Raw genomic sequence first — 15,358 nt, forward strand, 5'->3', positions numbered from 1 at the left:
TCCCCCGACGGCTCCACCGCCAACGGCACCCGCCTGCGGCTGTGGGACTGCAACGGCGCCGCGGCGCAGACGTTCCGGCTGGGTGGCGGCTCCGCCGGGGCCGCGTTCGTCAACGGCCCCGGCGGCAAGTGCGTGGACGTCGCCGCCGACGACGTCGGCGGCAACGGCGCCGCGGTGCAGATGTGGGACTGCCAGCCCCACGCCGTCGACCAGCACTGGACCTGGGACGGCAGGGCGCTGCGCACCCTGGGCCGCTGCCTGGACGTGACCGGCAACGCGACCGCCGCCGGATCACCGCTCCAGCTGTGGGACTGCAACGGCGGCGGCGCCCAGCAGTGGGTGCCCCAGAGCAACGGCACCCTGCTCAACCCCCAGTCCGGCCGCTGCCTCGACTCCCCCGACGGCTCCACCGCCAACGGCACCCGCCTGCGGCTGTGGGACTGCAACGGCGCCGCGGCGCAGACGTTCCGCAGGCAGTAGTCGTCCGTCCGGGGTGCGGGGGCCGCGGCTCCCGCACCCCGTGACGTCGCACGGCGCGGGGTCCGTGAAAGTTTCATCGCACCGCGCGATCCCTGCGGGCTCCTCCCCTCCGATCACGTGCGCCTCTGCCGTGGTGGACCCGCCTCCGGGCCGTCGCCGTCACCGTGCCTTCCCGTCCGCGGGCACGGAAGGACTTCACACGGCCGTAACAATGTGCTTCGATTCGGCGTGGGAAAGCGCTTACCGATAACGGAAAACGTTTTCTCACCTCGTCCGCATGATGCTGCAGAACGGAGCTCCAGGTGCGACAAGCAAGAAGACTCGGCGTCAGGCTGGCGATCACGGTGACCGCCGGCATCATGACGACCGGCGGACTGGTGGCGGTGCTCAGCACCCCCGCCTCCGCGGCCCCCTCCAACGGCAACTACACGCTGGTCAACGGCGGTAGCGGCCTCTGCGCCTCCGTGCCCGGGCAGAGCACCGGCGACGGCGTGCAGCTCGCCCAGTCCGGCTGCTCCAATGCCGCGGGACAGGTCTTCACCCTCGCGGCCTCGGGAAGCGGCTACCGCCTGACGGCGACGCACAGCGGCAAGTGCCTCGGGGTGCGCGACGCCTCCACCAGCGCGGGCAAGGCCGTCCAGCAGGAGTCCTGCACCGGCGCCGCCTCGCAGACCTGGCAGCTCACCGCGTCCGGCAGCACCTACCGGGTCGTCAACGCCAACGGCGGCAAGTGCCTCAACGTCAAGGACAACTCCTCCTCGTCGGGCGCCCTGCTGCAGCAGAACTCCTGCGACTCGGCGGCCACCAAGCAGTGGACGCTGACGCCCGCCGGCGGGGGCGGCAACCCCGACCCCGACCCCACGCCCACCCCCACTCCGACCGTGACCCCCACCGGTGGCACCGGCGGTGACGGCAGCGGCGCCTGGCCCTCGTCCACCGGCAACGTCCACACCCCGACGACCCGCAACGCCGGGACGTTCTTCGACGGCGGCATGAAGCGCTACTACGGCATCGGCGACGGCGGCCAGGGCGAGGGCCAGGACCCGATGTTCACCGTGGCCAACGGCGGCACGATCCAGAACGTCATCCTCGACGCGCCCGCCGGTGACGGCATCCACTGCGAGGGCTCCTGCACCATCCGCAACGTCTGGTGGAACGACGTCGGCGAGGACGCCGCGACGTTCAAGGGCACGAGCTCCTCGGCCACCTACCTGGTGGACGGCGGCGGCGCCAAGTCCGGGTCCGACAAGGTCTTCCAGCACAACGGCGCGGGCACGCTGACCATCCGCAACTTCCAGGTGCACGGCTCGGGCAAGCTCTACCGCGCCTGCGGCAACTGCTCAAGCTCCTACCAGCGCCACGTGGTGATGGACGGCATCACCGCCCGGTCCACCAAGCTGCTGGCCGGGATCAACTCCAACTGGGGCGACACCGCGCGCTTCAGCCGGATCACCGTCTACGGCAGCGCCACGATCTGTGAGCGCTACAAGGGCGTGCCCAAGGGCAGCGAGCCCACCAAGATCGGCTCCGGCCCCGACGGGACGCACTGCCGCTACTCCGAGTCCGACATCACCTACCGGTAGCCACACCCGGTAGGAACCCCTCACGGGAGGGTACGGCCCGGCACCGCCACCGCGGTGCCGGGCCGTACCGCTTCACCGCTCCGCCCGTCCCACCGCTTCTCCCCGCCACCGGGCCGTCGCGGCTTCGGGCGCCGCCGTCCCGGTCGCCATCGCTTCTCCCCGCCATCGGGCCGTCGCGGCTTCGGCCGTCGCCGTCCCGGTCGCCGCCTCAGCCGTCGTCGCGCGGCGTCCCGTTCCGGTACGTCTCCCCGAGCGCCCGGCGCAGGTCGTCCGGGGTGGTGAAGAGGTGCCCGGTCATGCCCAGCCGCTCGGCGGCGTGGATGTTCTCCGCCCTGTCGTCGACGAACACCGTGTCCGAGGCGGGCACGCCCAGCTTCTCCAGGCACCAGGTGTAGGCCCCGGCCTCCGGCTTGGCGTGGCCGATGCGGCAGGAGAACGCGCGCACCTCGAACACGTCCAGCCACGCGTGGTGAAGCCCCTCGACCTGGGCGGCCAGGTCCGAGGGGAGGTTGGACAGCAGGGCGAGCCTGGTGCGACCGCTCATCTCCCGGACGAGGCCGACCATCTCCTCGTCGACCTCGCTCCAGCTCTCCAGGTCCCTGACGATCAGCTCGTCGATCTGGTCGTCGCCGAAACCGGTCTCCGCGGCGCGGGCCACGGTCCGCCAGTACTCCCGCCCCTGCTGGTCGCCACGGTCGTAGGGCGCCCGCAGGTCCCAGTAGGGCCGCCACAGGCGCGGACCCGACAGGCCGGCGGCACGCTCGATGGCCGCGAGGCTCTCCGGGGACTGGTGACGGGCGATGACCCCGAACAGGTCGAAGACCAGGACGGGCGGGACGGGCTCCCTCAAGCGGACTCCCTCGGTATGTCGTCACGGAGGCGGACGCGGCGGGCCGGGAAAGGCGCGCGGACGGCCCGCCCGCCGGCCGATCGGCACACACGCCCCGGCCTGACACGACGGCCCCACCCGGCGCCCCGGCAACCCTACGCCATGGCACCGGGGGCGTCGCGGGACCCCGGTGAACCTGACCACGTGGAGGGCCAGGGCGGCGAACACGCGACGCGCGAGGGATCAGATGGGCGGGCCGGCGGGCATGCGGCTCATGAGAAACCCCTCTGAGCGTGTTCGGATCGTCGTCACGGTCCTGCACGGCCGTTCACCGTGAACGGGGCGACGGGACCACGCCTCACCCCCGTGTCCCCCGCCCTCCATCATGTCCCGCCGCGACCGCCGCCGTGCGGCACGTCGCGATCCCGCGCCGTCCTTCCGGCCGAGGGGGAACGCGGGCGGCCGTACTTTCGGCCGATGATCGGGAACGGGCGGCCGCACGATCATGACGTCCCATGAGACGAAGCATCACGGCCTCCCTCCTGGCGATCGCGGCGGTCCTGCCGTTCGTGGCCGCCGGCGGGGCGGCGTCCGCCGACGGCCCCGCGATCTCCTGGCGGCAGTGCGGCGAGCAGGCCGGAGCCGAGTGCGGAACGGTCGAGGTCCCGCTCGACTGGTCCGCCCCGGCCGGGCCGAGGATCGAACTGTCCGTCGTACGGCGCAGGGCCACCGATCCCGGGGCACGGATCGGCACCCTTCTCTACAACCCGGGCGGTCCGGGCGGCCAGGCCGCGCTGGTCGTCCGCGACTATCCTTCCGCGATCCTCTCGGACGACGTGCGCCGGCGGTTCGACGTCGTCGGCGTCGACCCGCGCGGGGTCGGCGAGAGCGGCGCCGTGCGCTGCGGCCTGCCGGTGTACGGCCCCGGGGTGAGCCGGTTCCCCCGCACCCGGGCCGGGTACGACAGGCTGGTCGCGCACAACAGGGCGGTGGGCGAGAGCTGCCTGGCCGCCACCGGTCCCCTGCTGGGGAACATCGACACCGTGAGCGTCGCCCGTGACCTCGACGCGGTGCGGGCCGCGCTCGGCGAGGAGAAGGTGAGCTTCCTCGGCAAGTCCTACGGCACCATTCTCGGCACCGAGTACGCCGGTCTCTTCCCCGGCCGGGTCCGCACCATGGCGCTGGACGGCGCGGTCGACCACGGGATGAGCTCCCACCGCCTGGTCACCGACGCGTCGAGGGCGGTGGAGGACTCGTTCGAGGGGTTCGTCGCCTGGTGCGACCGTACGGCGAGCTGCCCCCTGCGCGGCAGGGACGTCGCGCGGGTGTGGGACCGGCTCGTCGCCGGAGCGGAGCGCGCGCCCGTCCCGGTGAAGGGCGGGCGGCCGATCACCGCCGAGGAGCTCCGCCACGTGGCCTACACCTTCCTCACGGCGATGCCCGAGTACGCCGGAGGTCTGGCCGCGGGGATCGTCCAGGCGGAGCAGGGCGACGCCGCGATCTTCGCCTCGATGCGGGCGCAGGTGCTCGACGACCCCGCGAGCACCGCCGCCTACCGGTCCGTCATGTGCCTGGACCTCGACCCGCGGATCCGCGGCCACCGGGACCTGCGGGCCCGGCTGGAGCGGGTCCGCGCGCTGTCGCCCCACCTGGGGGGCACCTCGGAGTTCTGGGACATGACGGCCGGCTGCCTCGGCTGGCCCGTGCCCCCGTCCAACCCGCAGCGGCGGGTGGACGTGCGCGGCACCGCGCCGATCCTCGTCGTCGGCACCGCCCACGACCCGGCGACCCCGCTCGCCTGGGCGCGAAGCCTGTCGTCGCGCATCCGCGGCTCCGGCCTGCTGACGTACGCCGGGACGGGCCACACCGCCTACATGAGGTCGGACTGCGCGACGGAGCACGTCGACCGCTACCTGGTCACCGGCCGGCTCCCCCGGGCGGGAACCGTCTGCCCGGCCGCCTGACGTGCCCTGCCGCCCGGCGCCTCCCCGGCCTGGATCGTTCCCGCCTCGGAGCCTTCGAACATCGCCCCGTCATCTCCCGGTACGGCAGGTGGTCCGGCGGCCGGTCGCCCGCCGGGGAGGGGTCAGAGAACGCGTCCGACGGCTCCGAGGATGCCCGGTGCCCCCTCGTCGACCTCCGGGAGCCCCTCGCTGTCCTGCAGCGCGGGGCGCCAGCGCTCGACCCGGACGATGCCGGGCTCCAGCATCTCCATGCCCTCGAACCAGGCCGCGATCTGCTTGGCGTCACGTCCGACCAGCGGCCCGCTGTTGGTCCCGGAGTAGATGGTGACGGCCTTCCGGACCAGCTCGGCGCGATCGCCGGGGAACATCTGGGTGACCACCAGGTAACTTCCCGGCGGCACCTGGCGGCGCACGTGGTCGACGAGGTTCTCGACCTGCTCGTCGGACATGAAGTGCGTGAGGGCGACCAGCAGCACCGCGACCGGCTTCTCCAGGTCCAGGTGAGCCCTCAGCTCGGGGTTGCCGAAGATGCCCTCCGGCTCGCGCGCGTCACCGGTGAGGGCGATCGTGGTGTCGTTCGTGGCCAGCAGCGCCTGGGCGTGGACCGCCACGACGGGGTCGAAGTCCACGTAGACGGTGCGGCTGGCGGGGTCGACCCGCTCGGCGATCTGGTGCACGTTCTCCTGGGTGGGCAGGCCGGCGCCGATGTCGAGGAACTGCCGTATGCCCTCGCCGGCCAGGATGTGCACGACCCGTCGCAGGAAGGCGCGGTTGTTCCTCGCCGCCTGCACCGTGCCGGGTATGCGCATCATCTCCTCGGCCCTGGCCCGGTCGGCGGCGAAGTTGTCCTTGCCGCCGAGGTAGTAGTCGTAGATGCGGGCGACGTTGGGGACGTTCGGATCGAGACCGGGCACCGCCGGGCCGGAGGTGTCGACGGGGGACGCCTGGGGCGTCTTTTCGTCATCCATTGATGTCAGCTCTTCCGTGAGGGGACGGGGAGAGCGCGGCGCACCGGTCCTGCACTCCACCGGGCGAGCGCGTTCCTCCCCTGGACGGGACGGCGACCGCGATGTCCGTGCGGCTCCACCTCTGGCGCGGGGCCCCGAACGGCGCTTCCATGATCGCGAGAAGTCACCGGCCTGTCAACGACGGCCGCCCCGCCGCGCGTACCGGCCGGGTGGTGCGGGCGACGGTACGCGCACCCGGGGGCGGTCCGGCGCACCGGGGATCAGTCCAGCACCGCGGCGGCGACCGTGTCGACGTACCAGCGTTCGAAGCGTTCGGCGGGCCAGCCGCGGCGGCGTACCAGCCAGTCGTAGTTGCGCACGTCCATGGCCAGCCACAGGACGTCGGCGACGCTGCCGGTGTCGTGGCCGGGGCGCACGGCTCCGGTGGCGACGAGCTCGGCGGCGAACATGGCCATGCCGCGCCTGCGGTCCTCGACGTTCTTGTCCCAGATGCGGGCGGCGTCGGCGTCGGCGGTGGCCGCGCCGGCCAGCGCGATCATCACGTCGGCCTGGCGGGCGTGCGTGGCGGTGAGGTGCCGGGCGTAGCGGGCGAGCTTGGCGCGCGGATCGGGCAGGGCCCGGATCTCGGCCGCGAACGGCCGGTCGGGCAGCGCGACCGGCTCGTCGTCCCCGGCGACGGTGACGTCGACGAGCTCGGACAGCAGCCGCTGCTTGCCGCCGAAGGCCGCGTAGATCGTCTGGACCGCCACGCCCGCCTCGGCGGCGACGGCGGTCAGCGAGGTGGACGCGTAGCCGGGGTCGACGAAGAGCCTGGCGGCCGCGTCCAGGATCGCGCGCCGGGTCTGCCGGGCCTGCTCCCGGCGTCGCGGGGACCGGTAGTCCCGCTTGCCGTCCACCCTCGCAGTATAAGGTTCTATTAGATAGAGTGTAACTCTAACCAATAAGGAAGTGATCAAGGTGCCGTTCGGAGTCCTGCAGGAGATGCCCGGCGTGACCGAGGAGGAGTACCGCTCGGTGGAGCGCAACCTGGGCCCGGACCGCCCGCCGGGCCTGCTCGCCCACGTCGCCGGGCCGGTCGAGGGCGGCTGGCGGATCATCAACGTCTGGCAGGACGAGGAGGCGTTCCGGCGCTTCCAGTCCGAGCGGCTCATCCGCGCCGCCGGCCTGGCCGCCCAGGCGGACGGGTTCGACGCGGGCAAGGCCGCGGGCTTCCGGTCCGTGACGGTCGACGGCGCCGAGATGCCCTTCCCGTGAGCGACCTCGCGGGCGTACGTGCCCGCAACGCCACGTTCTGGGCGCGGGCCGCGCCGGGCTGGATACGCCACGCCGACCGTCAGGACGAGTACGGCCGGCCGCTGGGCGCGGTGGCGCTCGACCGGCTGCGCCCCCGGCCCGGGGAGCGGATCCTCGACGTCGGCTGCGGATGCGGCGGCACCAGCGCCGAGCTCGCCGGGGCGGTGGGCCCGGCCGGCACGGTGGTCGGCCTGGACCTGGACGCCTCCATGGTGGAGGCCGCGGCCGCACGGTTCCCCGGCGACCGCCACCCCGGCCTGCGCTTCACCGCCGCCGACATCGAGACCGCGGAAGCCGTGCAGGGAGCCCCCTTCGACGCGGCCTACTCCCGGATGGCCCTCATGCTGGCGGCCGATCCGGTCGCCGCCTGCTCCGCGATCCGGCGGGCGCTGCGGCCGGGCGGGCGCCTGGCCGCCACCGTCTTCCGCGACGGTGCGGCCACCCCCTGGATGCACGCGGTGCTGCTCGGCGCCGCGCCGCACCTGGGACCGCTGCCGCCGATGCCCGTCGGCGACGAGCCGGGCCCGTTCGCGTTCGCCGACCCCGGGCGGGTGACGCGCGTCCTGACCGGGGCCGGTTTCGACGCCGTCGGCGTGGAGCCGTACGACGTCGTCCTGCGCGCCCCCGGCGATCCCGGCGCCGTGGCCGAGTGGCTGATCGAGATCGGCCCCGCCGGGGCCGCCTACCGTGAGGCCGCACCGGAGCGGCGGGCCGCCGCGCGCGCCGGGGTGATCAAGCTCCTGGCCCGCTTCCGCGAGCCCCCGGAGCCCACCGGACCCCCGGAGCCCACCGGGCCCGCGGCGGGTTACCGGCTGCCGGCCGGGATATGGCTCGTCACCGCCGTGGCTCCGGCCGGCACCGCCTGACCCACGGCAACGGCACGGCCGGCGGCACCCGGGTGCCGCCGTCGACCCGCGACGGCGGCGTCGGCCGGTCCTCGCCCGCCGGAAAGGCGCCGGGTACGCCCCGGACGGGGGCGGGGCCCGGCGTCACCAGGACGGCATCATCGCCTCCGGATACCGGGATCCGGCCCCGCCGCGCGGCAGGATCTCCTTGACGCGGGCGAGGTCCTGCGGGGTGAGCGTGACGTGCGCCGCCGCGGCGTTCTCGGCGACGCGCCGCGCGCTGCGGGTGCCCGGGATCGGCACGATGTCGTCGCCCTGGGCCAGCAGCCACGCCAGCGCCAGTTGCGTGACCGTGATCCCCCTGTCCCGCGCGAGCGCGGTCAGCTCGCCGACGGCGGCCAGGTTCCTCTCGTAGTTGCCGGGCTGCCAGCGGTCGTCCCAGCTGCGCATGTCGTCCGCGGGGTAGTCGGCGGCCGGCCGCACCGCGTCGGTGAGGAACCCCCGGCCCAGGGGCGAGTACGGCACGAACCCGATGCCCAGCTCGCGTACGGCCGGCAGCACGTCGGCCTCGACGGCGCGTTCGAACACCGAGTACTCGGTCTGCAGCACCGACACCGGGTGGACGGCGTGGGCGCGGCGGATGACGTCGGGGCCCGCCTCGCTGAGCCCGAGGTAGCGCACCTTGCCCTCGGCGATCAGCTCGCCGACCGTTCCCGCCACGTCCTCGATCGGCACGTCCGGGTCGACGCGATGCTGGTAGAGCACGTCGATGCGGTCGGTGCCGAGGTGGCGCAGGCTGTTCTCGGTGACCTCGCGGATGTGCTCCGGCCGGCTGTCCAGCGCCGCCCCCACGTTCCGCGGGTCGCTCAGGTCGAAGCCGAACTTGGTGGCGATCACGACGTCGTCGCGGAAGTCCCTGACGGCGCGGCCGAGCAGCCGCTCGTTGCTGCCGGTGCCCATGCCGTACAGCTCGGCGGTGTCGTAGAAGGTGACGCCCAGCTCGTACGCCCGGCGGATGGCGGCGATCCCGCCCTCCTCGTCGGGGGCGCCGTAGGCCATGGTCATGCCCATCGTGCCGAGGCCGATCGCGCCGACCTCCAGTCCCTGGGTGCCGAGCGCGCGCTTCGGAAGGTCCTGCTCGTGCTGTGTCATGCTCCCCACCGTAGGGACGCGCCCCCCGCAGGTCATGAGGCCAGGACCGCATAGTATTGCCCGATCCTCTCACCGAAGGAGCGTGGCATGCCGGACGAGCTCGCGGCGGCGATCGCACGGCACAGCGACGGCCTGTGGGCCGAGAGCACGGTGCCCCATCTCACGCTGGTCACGATCGACGAGCCCCTCGACCCCGTCGAGCTGCTGTACGAGCCGATGATCTGTTTCATCGCCGGAGGCGCCAAGCGCACCGTCACCGGCGACCGCAGCCGGGTGGCCGGGAGCGGCGAGATGATGCTGAGCTCGCTGCACGTTCCGGTCACCGCCGTGTTCGAGCGGACGCCGTACCGCGCGGCGGTGCTGCGGCTCGACGGCCGGGCCCTCGCCGGCCTGCTGCTGGAGCTGGAGGAGGCGGGCCCGGTCGCGCCGGGCGGGCCGGGCGGGCCGGGCGGGCCGGGCGGGCCGGGCGCGCCTGGTGGGTCTGGTGGGCCTGGTGGGCCTGGTGGACAGATCATCGCGCCGATGACGCCGGAGCTCGTCGACGCGGTCACCCGGTGGGTGAGGCTGCTCGACACCCCGGACGACATCCGCCCGCTGGCCGCCGGGATCGAGAGCGAGATCCTCTACCGGCTGCTCGGCAGCCCCCTCGGCCCCACCCTGCGCGGGCTGGCGCCGGTCGGCTCGGCCGCCGCCCGGGTGAGCGCGGCGACCGGGTGGATCTGCGCGCACTACGCCGAGCCGATCACCGTCGAGTCGGTCGCGGCGGTGGCGCACATGAGCGCGGCCACGCTGTACCGGCACTTCAGGACCGCGACCGGCATGAGCCCGCTGCGGTTCCAGAAGGACCTGCGGCTGCGGGAGGCGCGGCGGTTGCTGGTCACCGGTGACACCACCGCGGCCCTGGTGGCCGAGACGGTCGGGTACGCGAGCGCGACGCAGTTCAGCCGCGAGTACCGGCGCCGTTACGGCCTGCCTCCCGCCCAGGACGCGGCCCGCCTGCGCGAGCGCCTCACGAACGCCCTGCCCGCGTAGGGGCGGCGCGTACGACCCGGAAAACCGAAGTCCACTGCAAAAATGCAGTGGACTTCGGATTTGCAGTCCACTTAACCTTCTGCCCATGACCGAAGGACTCCGGGAGCAGAAGAAACGCCGGACGCGGCAGCGCCTCCACGACGTGGCCCTCGGCCTGTTCGTGGAGCGTGGCTTCGACCACGTCACGATCGCGGAGGTCGCCGCCGCGGCGGAGGTCTCGGTGAACACCCTCTACAACTACGTCCAGGCCAAGGAGGACCTGGTCCTGGACCCGCAGCGGACGGCCGAGGAGCGGCTCGCCGACATCGTCCGGCGGCGCGGCCCCGGCGAGTCCGCCGCCCGCGCCGTGCTGGACCGCCTGCGTGAGATGGTCCGCCGCCGCGACCGCGCGCTGGGCCTGACCGACGGGTTCGGCCGGGTCTACGAGATGATGCGGGCCGCCCCCACGCTGACCGCCCGGCTGGACGACCTCGGCCGGCAGATGACCGCCGCCCTGGAGGCCGTGCTCGCCGAGGAGACCGGCACCGGCCCCGGCGACCCGCTGCCCCGGGTGGTGGCCGCCCAGATCGGCCTGGCCCACTCGCTGGTCTTCGCCGAGATCGGCCGGCGCACCACGGCCGGGGAGAGCCCGGAGACGATCGCCACGGCGGTGCTGCGCCTCCTCGACGTCGTCGAGGACCTGCTCGGCGAGACCGTCCTCACCTACGCCACCCGAGAGGATCGATGATGTTCAGGGTTCTGATCAGCGGAACGTTCGACGGGCTGGGCGACGACGGCCGCGCCCGCCTGTCGGCCGGGGCCGGCCCGCTGCCGGGCGGCTTCACCGAGGCGGGCACCTTCACCTGCGACTCCAGCCTCTCGTCGTTCACCTTCCGCTGCCAGGTGCGCCCGGAGAAGGACGACGACGAGGGAGGCGTGACCGGGCGGGCCGTGGCGGCGCTGGAGGCGTACGGGTACCCGTACCGGATCCTGCGGGTGGCGGTGACGGACATGCGCGACATCAAGATCCGCCGGAAGGGTCAGGCTCCCCGGTGACCCCGTCACCACCGGTCCCGCCGGGTCCGGCCGGGTCCGGCCGGGTCCCGCCCGGTGGTTCGCTACCGTGCCCGCCGGTCCGCGACGGTGACCGCGAGCAGCGGGAGCACCCGTCCGGGGATCGAGCCGGACGGGGTCGCGCCGATCCGGGTGGCGCCCATGGCGAGGTAGAACGGCTCGGCGTTCGGGTCCGCGTCGATGGTGAGCCGCTCGAAGCCGAGATCGGCCGCCGTGGCGACGGCGTGCTCGAACAGGAGGCGGCCGACGCCCCGGCCGATCGCGTCCGGTTCGACGAAGAGCATGCCCAGGCACCCCTCCGGCGGGTCCCCCTCCAGCGTGGCGAACCCCAGGACGCGGCCGTCGTGCTCGGCCACCGTGGCCCGCAGCCTCGCGACCTCCGACGCCGCGACGGACAGCTCGTCCCGGCAGGCCGCCATGAACGCCTCGTCGTACCCCCAGTGACCCTTGGAGCGGATCGCCAGCTCGCTCAGCGATCCGGCCTCGGCCGGTCGCGCCGCCCTGATCAGCATGCCCGCTCCCCGTCCGCCCGCGCCGCCCTGATCAGCATGCCCGCCCCCTGTCCGCCCGCGCCGCCCTGATCAGCATGGCCGCCCTCGTTCGTGTCGTCGCCGTCGTTCGTGTCGTCGCCGCCTGCCGTTCAGGACAGCCCCCGCAGGATGATGTCGAGCACGTCCTGCAGGTCGCGCTCGAAGGACGGCCTGCTCCAGTCACCGGCGTGCGCGGGATTGTGGAACGGGCTCGTCGCGGTGAGCACCGCGCGGGCCGCCGCGGCCGCGTCCGGGACCCGGAAGGCCCCCTGCCCGGCCCCCGCGGCGATGATGGCGGTCAGGTCGGCGAGAAGCTCGGAGACGTGCGCCTCCACCGCGCCGCTCGACTCTCCCACCAGCGCCACGTAGGTGGCGAACAGCTCAGGATCGCGCAGGGCGCGCTCGCGCTTCTGGTGCGCCAGCACCGTCAGCCACTCCCGCAGGAGCGGCGCGGCCGGGCGGCCGGAACCGGTCCGCACCTCCTCCAGGGGCTGCCGTACGCCGGCCAGCCAGGCACTCGTCACCGCCTCGCGCAGCGCGGTCTTGCTCGGGAAGTGCCGGTAGACCGCGGCGTGGCTCACGCCGAGCGTCCGCGCCACGTCGACGACGGTCGCCTTGGCCGGCCCGAACCGGCGCAGCGTCTCCTCGGCGGCGGCGACGATCCGCTCCGGGGTGAGCGCGTGGTCGGGCATGGCAGGCAACCCTAGCGTTCGCTGTCGAGCGCCGCCATCTGCGCCGACTGGTAGCGGTCGCCGGCCGCGGCGCCGGGCGGCACCGCCCGCTCGATCCGCGCGAGGTCCTCGGCGGACAGGGACACCTCCGTCGCGCCGAGCGCCTCGGCGAGCCGGTCCCGGCGCCGCGCGCCGACCAGCGCCACGATGTCGCCGCCGTCGCCGCCGTCGCCGCCGTCGCCGCCGTCGCCGCCCTGCGCGAGCACCCAGGCGATCGCGATCTGCGCCACCGACACCCCGCGCTCCTCGGCGATCGCGCGCAGCCGCTCGGTCAGCGCCAGGTTGGCGTCGAGGTTCGCGCCGGTGTGGCGCGGGCTGTGCGCGCGGAAGTCGTCGGCGGCGGTCTGCCGCTCCCTGGACCAGTGCCCGCCGATCAGGCCCCGGGCCAGCACCCCGTACGCGGTGACGCCGATGCCCAGCTCCCGGCAGACGGGCAGGATCTCGGCCTCGATGCCGCGCGACAGCAGCGAGTACTCGATCTGCAGGTCGGCGATCGGGTGCGTCGCCGCCGCGCGCCGGAGGGTCTCCGCGCCGACCTCGGACAGGCCGATGTGGCGCACGTACCCGGCGGTGACCAGCTCACCGATCGCACCCACCGTCTCCTCGATCGGCACGTCCGGGTCGAGCCTGGCCGGCCGGTAGACGTCGATGTGGTCGGTGCCCAGCCGCTTGAGCGAGTAGGCGACGAAGGTGCGCACCGCGACCGGGCGCGAGTCGAAGCCGATCCATGCCCCGTCGGGCCCGCGCAGGCTGCCGAACTTGACGCTGATGTCGACCTTGTCCCGGTCGCCGGGCCGGGCGCGCAGCGCGTCCCGGATGAGCAGCTCGTTGGCGCCCATGCCGTAGAAGTCGCCGGTGTCGAGCAGGGTCACCCCGGCGTCGACGGCGGCGTGGATGGTCGCGATGCTCTCGGTCTCGTCCGCCGGGCCGTAGAAGTCGGACATGCCCATGCAGCCGAGCCCGATCGGCGCGCTGGTGAGGCCGTTCCTGCCGAGTGTTCGTGTCGTCATACCCCGACCGTACAGTTACGACTTACAGATTTCAAATTCTGTAACTCCACCTAGGGCGAGATCAGTCGAGGACCTTGATCTTCTTCATGGTGGGCTGGGAGATCACCCGCGCCACACCGGGAATGCCGATGATCTTCTCGGTCTGGAACCTCTCGTAGGCGGCGTAGTCGGCGACCAGGACCCGCAGGTGGTAGTCGGGGGTGGCGAACAGGCGGCGGAACTCGACGACCTCCTCGTAGGCGGCGATGGTCCGCTCCAGCTCCTCCAGCGTCCTCAGGTCGCTCACGCTCACCTCGATCGAGACGATGACCTCCAGCCCGGCACCGAGGACCTGGTGGTCGACGACGGCCCGGTAGCCGGTGATGACGCCCGCCTCCTCCAGGCGCCGCACCCGGCGCAGGCACGGGGGCGGGGTGAGCCCCACCCGCCTGGCCAGCTCGACGTTGGTCAACCGGCCGTCCCGGCGCAGGTGAACTAAAATGTCCCTGTCAATGGCGTCCATGATGTTTTCGTTTCCCATATGGGCATCGTAGAGGTCGAATTGGAAATCATATGAGGTCTGTTCCGGCCTATAATTACTCGCACATCCCCGCTCATCCGCGCCGGTCCCCCGGCGTGGCTCCGCACGGCGGGCCGGAGCACGCGAGAGGCGACGTCTTGACGAACCGCGCCGCACGGGTCGAGAGCTGGCTCGACGAACGAGCCGACGAGATGGCCCGTCTCCTGGAGCGCCTGGTGGCCGTCGACTCCGAGAATCCCCCGGGACGCGCGCTGGGCCGCTGCGCCCGGGTCCTGCACGAGGCGATGGACGGCCTCGGCCTGTCCCCGGAGATCATCGGCGTCCCCGACCCGTCCGGCCGCCTCGACGAGCCCTGCGTCGTGCGCGGCACGGCCGGCGGCGGTGACCCGCTGGTGTACTTCCACGGCCACTTCGACGTGGTGCCCGCCCAGAGCCGCGACCAGTTCACCCCCCTGCGCCGGGACGGGAGGATCGTCGGCCGGGGCACGGCGGACATGAAGGGCGGCATCGTCGCCATGCTCTACGGCGCCGCCGCGGCCCGGGAGCTCGGCCTGCTCGGCACCGGGCGGATCGTCGTCCACCTGGTCTGCGACGAGGAGACCGGCAGCGTCGCGGGCGCCGGCCACCTGCGCGACGCCGGGCTCGTCGACCCGGCCGCCCTGGCGATGATCACCGCCGAGCCCAGCGGCGGCGCCGTCTGGAACGCCGCCCGCGGCGCCCTGTCCCTGCGCGTGGAGGTCCGGGGCCGCGAGGCCCACGTCGGGCAGGCCGACCGCGGCGTCAACGCCTTCCTGCGCATGCTGCACGTCGCCCGCCCGCTCGAACGCCACGCCGCCGAGATGGCCGGCCGGCACACCGCCTTCCCCATGAACGCCGAGGACGCCCGCGGCAGCATGATCGTCGTCGGCGGCCTGTCCGGCAGCGGCGCCTCCTTCAACGTCGTTCCCGGCTCGGCCTTCTTCACCGTCGACGGCCGCTACAACCCCGAGGAGGACCTCGGCGCCGAGCTCGGGCGCCTGACCCGCCTCGTCGAGGACGCCGCCCGCGAGATCGACGCCGAGGTCTCCGTCCGCGTCACCCAGTCACAGCCCCCCGCCGCGACCCCGCGGGACCACCCCGCCGCGGTCGCGCTCGGCCGCGTCGTCGGCGAGGTGCACGGCGCGCCGGCCCGGTTCGAGACGTGCCCGGGCATCCTGGAGACCCGCTGGTACGCCCAGCTCGGCATCCCCGCCTTCGGCCACGGCCCCGGCCTGCTGGAGGTCTCCCACGGCCCCGGCGAGTACGTCGACGAGGCCGCCGTGCGCCGCTGCGCCGCCGTCCACGCCCTCTACGCCGCCGACATGCTGCCCTGACGGAACGGAACGGAAC

General features: G+C 73.7%; 17 protein-coding genes. 9 read left to right on the forward strand and 8 right to left on the reverse strand.

Annotated elements, in window-relative coordinates:
- A partial coding sequence (locus ACLQ2R_RS25825; protein ID WP_425963167.1) for a ricin-type beta-trefoil lectin domain protein occupies nucleotides 1-480 on the forward strand: 480 nt, incomplete at its 5' end.
- A 302-nt stretch (nucleotides 481-782) separates the two neighbouring features.
- Nucleotides 783-2,063: a pectate lyase gene (locus ACLQ2R_RS25830; protein ID WP_425963168.1), complete on the forward strand. Its 1,281-nt coding sequence runs from the start codon at nucleotides 783-785 to the stop codon at nucleotides 2,061-2,063.
- Between the two features lie 208 nt (nucleotides 2,064-2,271).
- Here ACLQ2R_RS25830 and ACLQ2R_RS25835 read toward each other — a convergent pair whose 3' ends face one another.
- Nucleotides 2,272-2,913 carry an HAD family hydrolase gene (locus ACLQ2R_RS25835; protein ID WP_425963169.1) on the reverse strand — a complete coding sequence of 214 codons (642 nt, stop codon included), beginning with the start codon at nucleotides 2,911-2,913 and terminating at the stop codon, nucleotides 2,272-2,274.
- Nucleotides 2,914-3,407: 494 nt separating this feature from the next.
- On the opposite strand from ACLQ2R_RS25835, the gene ACLQ2R_RS25840 reads away from it, so the two are divergent.
- A complete protein-coding gene (locus ACLQ2R_RS25840; RefSeq protein ID WP_425963170.1) occupies nucleotides 3,408-4,856 on the forward strand; it encodes an alpha/beta hydrolase in 1,449 nt (482 codons plus the stop codon).
- A gap of 122 nt (nucleotides 4,857-4,978) precedes the next feature.
- On the opposite strand, the gene ACLQ2R_RS25845 is transcribed toward ACLQ2R_RS25840, so the two are convergent.
- Together ACLQ2R_RS25845 and ACLQ2R_RS25850 are read right to left on the reverse strand one after the other, a co-directional pair.
- A complete protein-coding gene (locus ACLQ2R_RS25845) occupies nucleotides 4,979-5,824 on the reverse strand; it encodes an SAM-dependent methyltransferase (RefSeq protein WP_425963171.1) in 846 nt (281 codons plus the stop codon).
- Between the two features lie 260 nt (nucleotides 5,825-6,084).
- On the reverse strand, nucleotides 6,085-6,720 hold the full coding sequence (locus ACLQ2R_RS25850) for a TetR/AcrR family transcriptional regulator (protein ID WP_425963172.1): 636 nt from the start codon (nucleotides 6,718-6,720) through the stop codon (nucleotides 6,085-6,087).
- Between the two features lie 61 nt (nucleotides 6,721-6,781).
- Here ACLQ2R_RS25850 and ACLQ2R_RS25855 point away from each other — a divergent pair, with 61 nt between their 5' ends.
- Nucleotides 6,782-7,078 (forward strand): hypothetical protein, encoded by a 297-nt coding sequence (locus tag ACLQ2R_RS25855; protein ID WP_386240624.1) that lies wholly within the window; start codon nucleotides 6,782-6,784, stop codon nucleotides 7,076-7,078.
- Nucleotides 7,075-7,983, forward strand: coding sequence for a class I SAM-dependent methyltransferase (locus ACLQ2R_RS25860; RefSeq protein ID WP_425963173.1), 909 nt, complete (start codon nucleotides 7,075-7,077; stop codon nucleotides 7,981-7,983). The genes ACLQ2R_RS25855 and ACLQ2R_RS25860 overlap by 4 nt, the downstream gene beginning before the upstream one ends.
- A gap of 123 nt (nucleotides 7,984-8,106) precedes the next feature.
- Here the strand turns inward: ACLQ2R_RS25860 and ACLQ2R_RS25865 are convergent, their stop codons facing one another.
- Nucleotides 8,107-9,114, reverse strand: coding sequence for an aldo/keto reductase (locus ACLQ2R_RS25865; protein WP_425963174.1), 1,008 nt, complete (start codon nucleotides 9,112-9,114; stop codon nucleotides 8,107-8,109).
- Nucleotides 9,115-9,201: 87 nt separating this feature from the next.
- Here ACLQ2R_RS25865 and ACLQ2R_RS25870 point away from each other — a divergent pair, with 87 nt between their 5' ends.
- The 3 genes from ACLQ2R_RS25870 to ACLQ2R_RS25880 all read left to right on the forward strand — a co-directional run bounded on the left by ACLQ2R_RS25870 (nucleotide 9,202) and on the right by ACLQ2R_RS25880 (nucleotide 11,181).
- The gene (locus ACLQ2R_RS25870) at nucleotides 9,202-10,146 is read left to right on the forward strand and encodes an AraC family transcriptional regulator N-terminal domain-containing protein (RefSeq protein WP_425963175.1); all 945 of its coding nucleotides are present in this window, start codon (nucleotides 9,202-9,204) and stop codon (nucleotides 10,144-10,146) included.
- An 85-nt stretch (nucleotides 10,147-10,231) separates the two neighbouring features.
- Nucleotides 10,232-10,873, forward strand: coding sequence for a TetR/AcrR family transcriptional regulator (locus ACLQ2R_RS25875; protein WP_425963176.1), 642 nt, complete (start codon nucleotides 10,232-10,234; stop codon nucleotides 10,871-10,873).
- Nucleotides 10,870-11,181 carry a DUF6204 family protein gene (locus ACLQ2R_RS25880; RefSeq protein ID WP_425963177.1) on the forward strand — a complete coding sequence of 104 codons (312 nt, stop codon included), beginning with the start codon at nucleotides 10,870-10,872 and terminating at the stop codon, nucleotides 11,179-11,181. Before ACLQ2R_RS25875 ends, ACLQ2R_RS25880 begins: the two co-directional genes overlap by 4 nt.
- Nucleotides 11,182-11,243: 62 nt before the next feature.
- Here ACLQ2R_RS25880 and ACLQ2R_RS25885 read toward each other — a convergent pair whose 3' ends face one another.
- From ACLQ2R_RS25885 to ACLQ2R_RS25900, 4 genes are all read right to left on the reverse strand, one after another.
- Complete coding sequence (locus tag ACLQ2R_RS25885; RefSeq protein WP_425963178.1) at nucleotides 11,244-11,711, reverse strand: GNAT family N-acetyltransferase; 468 nt, start codon at nucleotides 11,709-11,711, stop codon at nucleotides 11,244-11,246.
- Nucleotides 11,712-11,839: 128 nt separating this feature from the next.
- The gene (locus tag ACLQ2R_RS25890; RefSeq protein ID WP_425963179.1) at nucleotides 11,840-12,421 is read right to left on the reverse strand and encodes a TetR/AcrR family transcriptional regulator; all 582 of its coding nucleotides are present in this window, start codon (nucleotides 12,419-12,421) and stop codon (nucleotides 11,840-11,842) included.
- Between the two features lie 11 nt (nucleotides 12,422-12,432).
- Entirely contained in the window at nucleotides 12,433-13,470 is a 1,038-nt protein-coding gene (locus ACLQ2R_RS25895) for an aldo/keto reductase (protein ID WP_425963180.1), read from the reverse strand.
- Nucleotides 13,471-13,531: 61 nt separating this feature from the next.
- The gene (locus ACLQ2R_RS25900) at nucleotides 13,532-13,990 is read right to left on the reverse strand and encodes an Lrp/AsnC family transcriptional regulator (protein ID WP_425963181.1); all 459 of its coding nucleotides are present in this window, start codon (nucleotides 13,988-13,990) and stop codon (nucleotides 13,532-13,534) included.
- 137 nt (nucleotides 13,991-14,127) lie between these two features.
- On the opposite strand from ACLQ2R_RS25900, the gene ACLQ2R_RS25905 reads away from it, so the two are divergent.
- A complete protein-coding gene (locus tag ACLQ2R_RS25905) occupies nucleotides 14,128-15,342 on the forward strand; it encodes a M20/M25/M40 family metallo-hydrolase (protein ID WP_425963182.1) in 1,215 nt (404 codons plus the stop codon).
- Nucleotides 15,343-15,358 lie beyond the last annotated feature (16 nt).

The sequence above is a fragment of the Streptosporangium sp. DT93 genome (assembly GCF_049844535.1).
In the GTDB taxonomy this organism is placed as follows: domain Bacteria; phylum Actinomycetota; class Actinomycetes; order Streptosporangiales; family Streptosporangiaceae; genus Streptosporangium.

What these genes read in the sequence shown, in the direction of transcription:
- ACLQ2R_RS25840 (WP_425963170.1), top strand. Translation starts at nt 3,408, where the DNA reads ATGAGACGAAGCATCACGGCCTCCCTCCTGGCGATCGCGGCGGTCCTG.
- ACLQ2R_RS25845 (WP_425963171.1), bottom strand. Translation starts at nt 5,824, where the DNA reads ATGGATGACGAAAAGACGCCCCAGGCGTCCCCCGTCGACACCTCCGGC.
- ACLQ2R_RS25865 (WP_425963174.1), bottom strand. Translation starts at nt 9,114, where the DNA reads ATGACACAGCACGAGCAGGACCTTCCGAAGCGCGCGCTCGGCACCCAG.
- ACLQ2R_RS25870 (WP_425963175.1), top strand. Translation starts at nt 9,202, where the DNA reads ATGCCGGACGAGCTCGCGGCGGCGATCGCACGGCACAGCGACGGCCTG.
- ACLQ2R_RS25875 (WP_425963176.1), top strand. Translation starts at nt 10,232, where the DNA reads ATGACCGAAGGACTCCGGGAGCAGAAGAAACGCCGGACGCGGCAGCGC.
- ACLQ2R_RS25880 (WP_425963177.1), top strand. Translation starts at nt 10,870, where the DNA reads ATGATGTTCAGGGTTCTGATCAGCGGAACGTTCGACGGGCTGGGCGAC.
- ACLQ2R_RS25885 (WP_425963178.1), bottom strand. Translation starts at nt 11,711, where the DNA reads ATGCTGATCAGGGCGGCGCGACCGGCCGAGGCCGGATCGCTGAGCGAG.
- ACLQ2R_RS25890 (WP_425963179.1), bottom strand. Translation starts at nt 12,421, where the DNA reads ATGCCCGACCACGCGCTCACCCCGGAGCGGATCGTCGCCGCCGCCGAG.
- ACLQ2R_RS25895 (WP_425963180.1), bottom strand. Translation starts at nt 13,470, where the DNA reads ATGACGACACGAACACTCGGCAGGAACGGCCTCACCAGCGCGCCGATC.
- ACLQ2R_RS25900 (WP_425963181.1), bottom strand. Translation starts at nt 13,990, where the DNA reads ATGGGAAACGAAAACATCATGGACGCCATTGACAGGGACATTTTAGTT.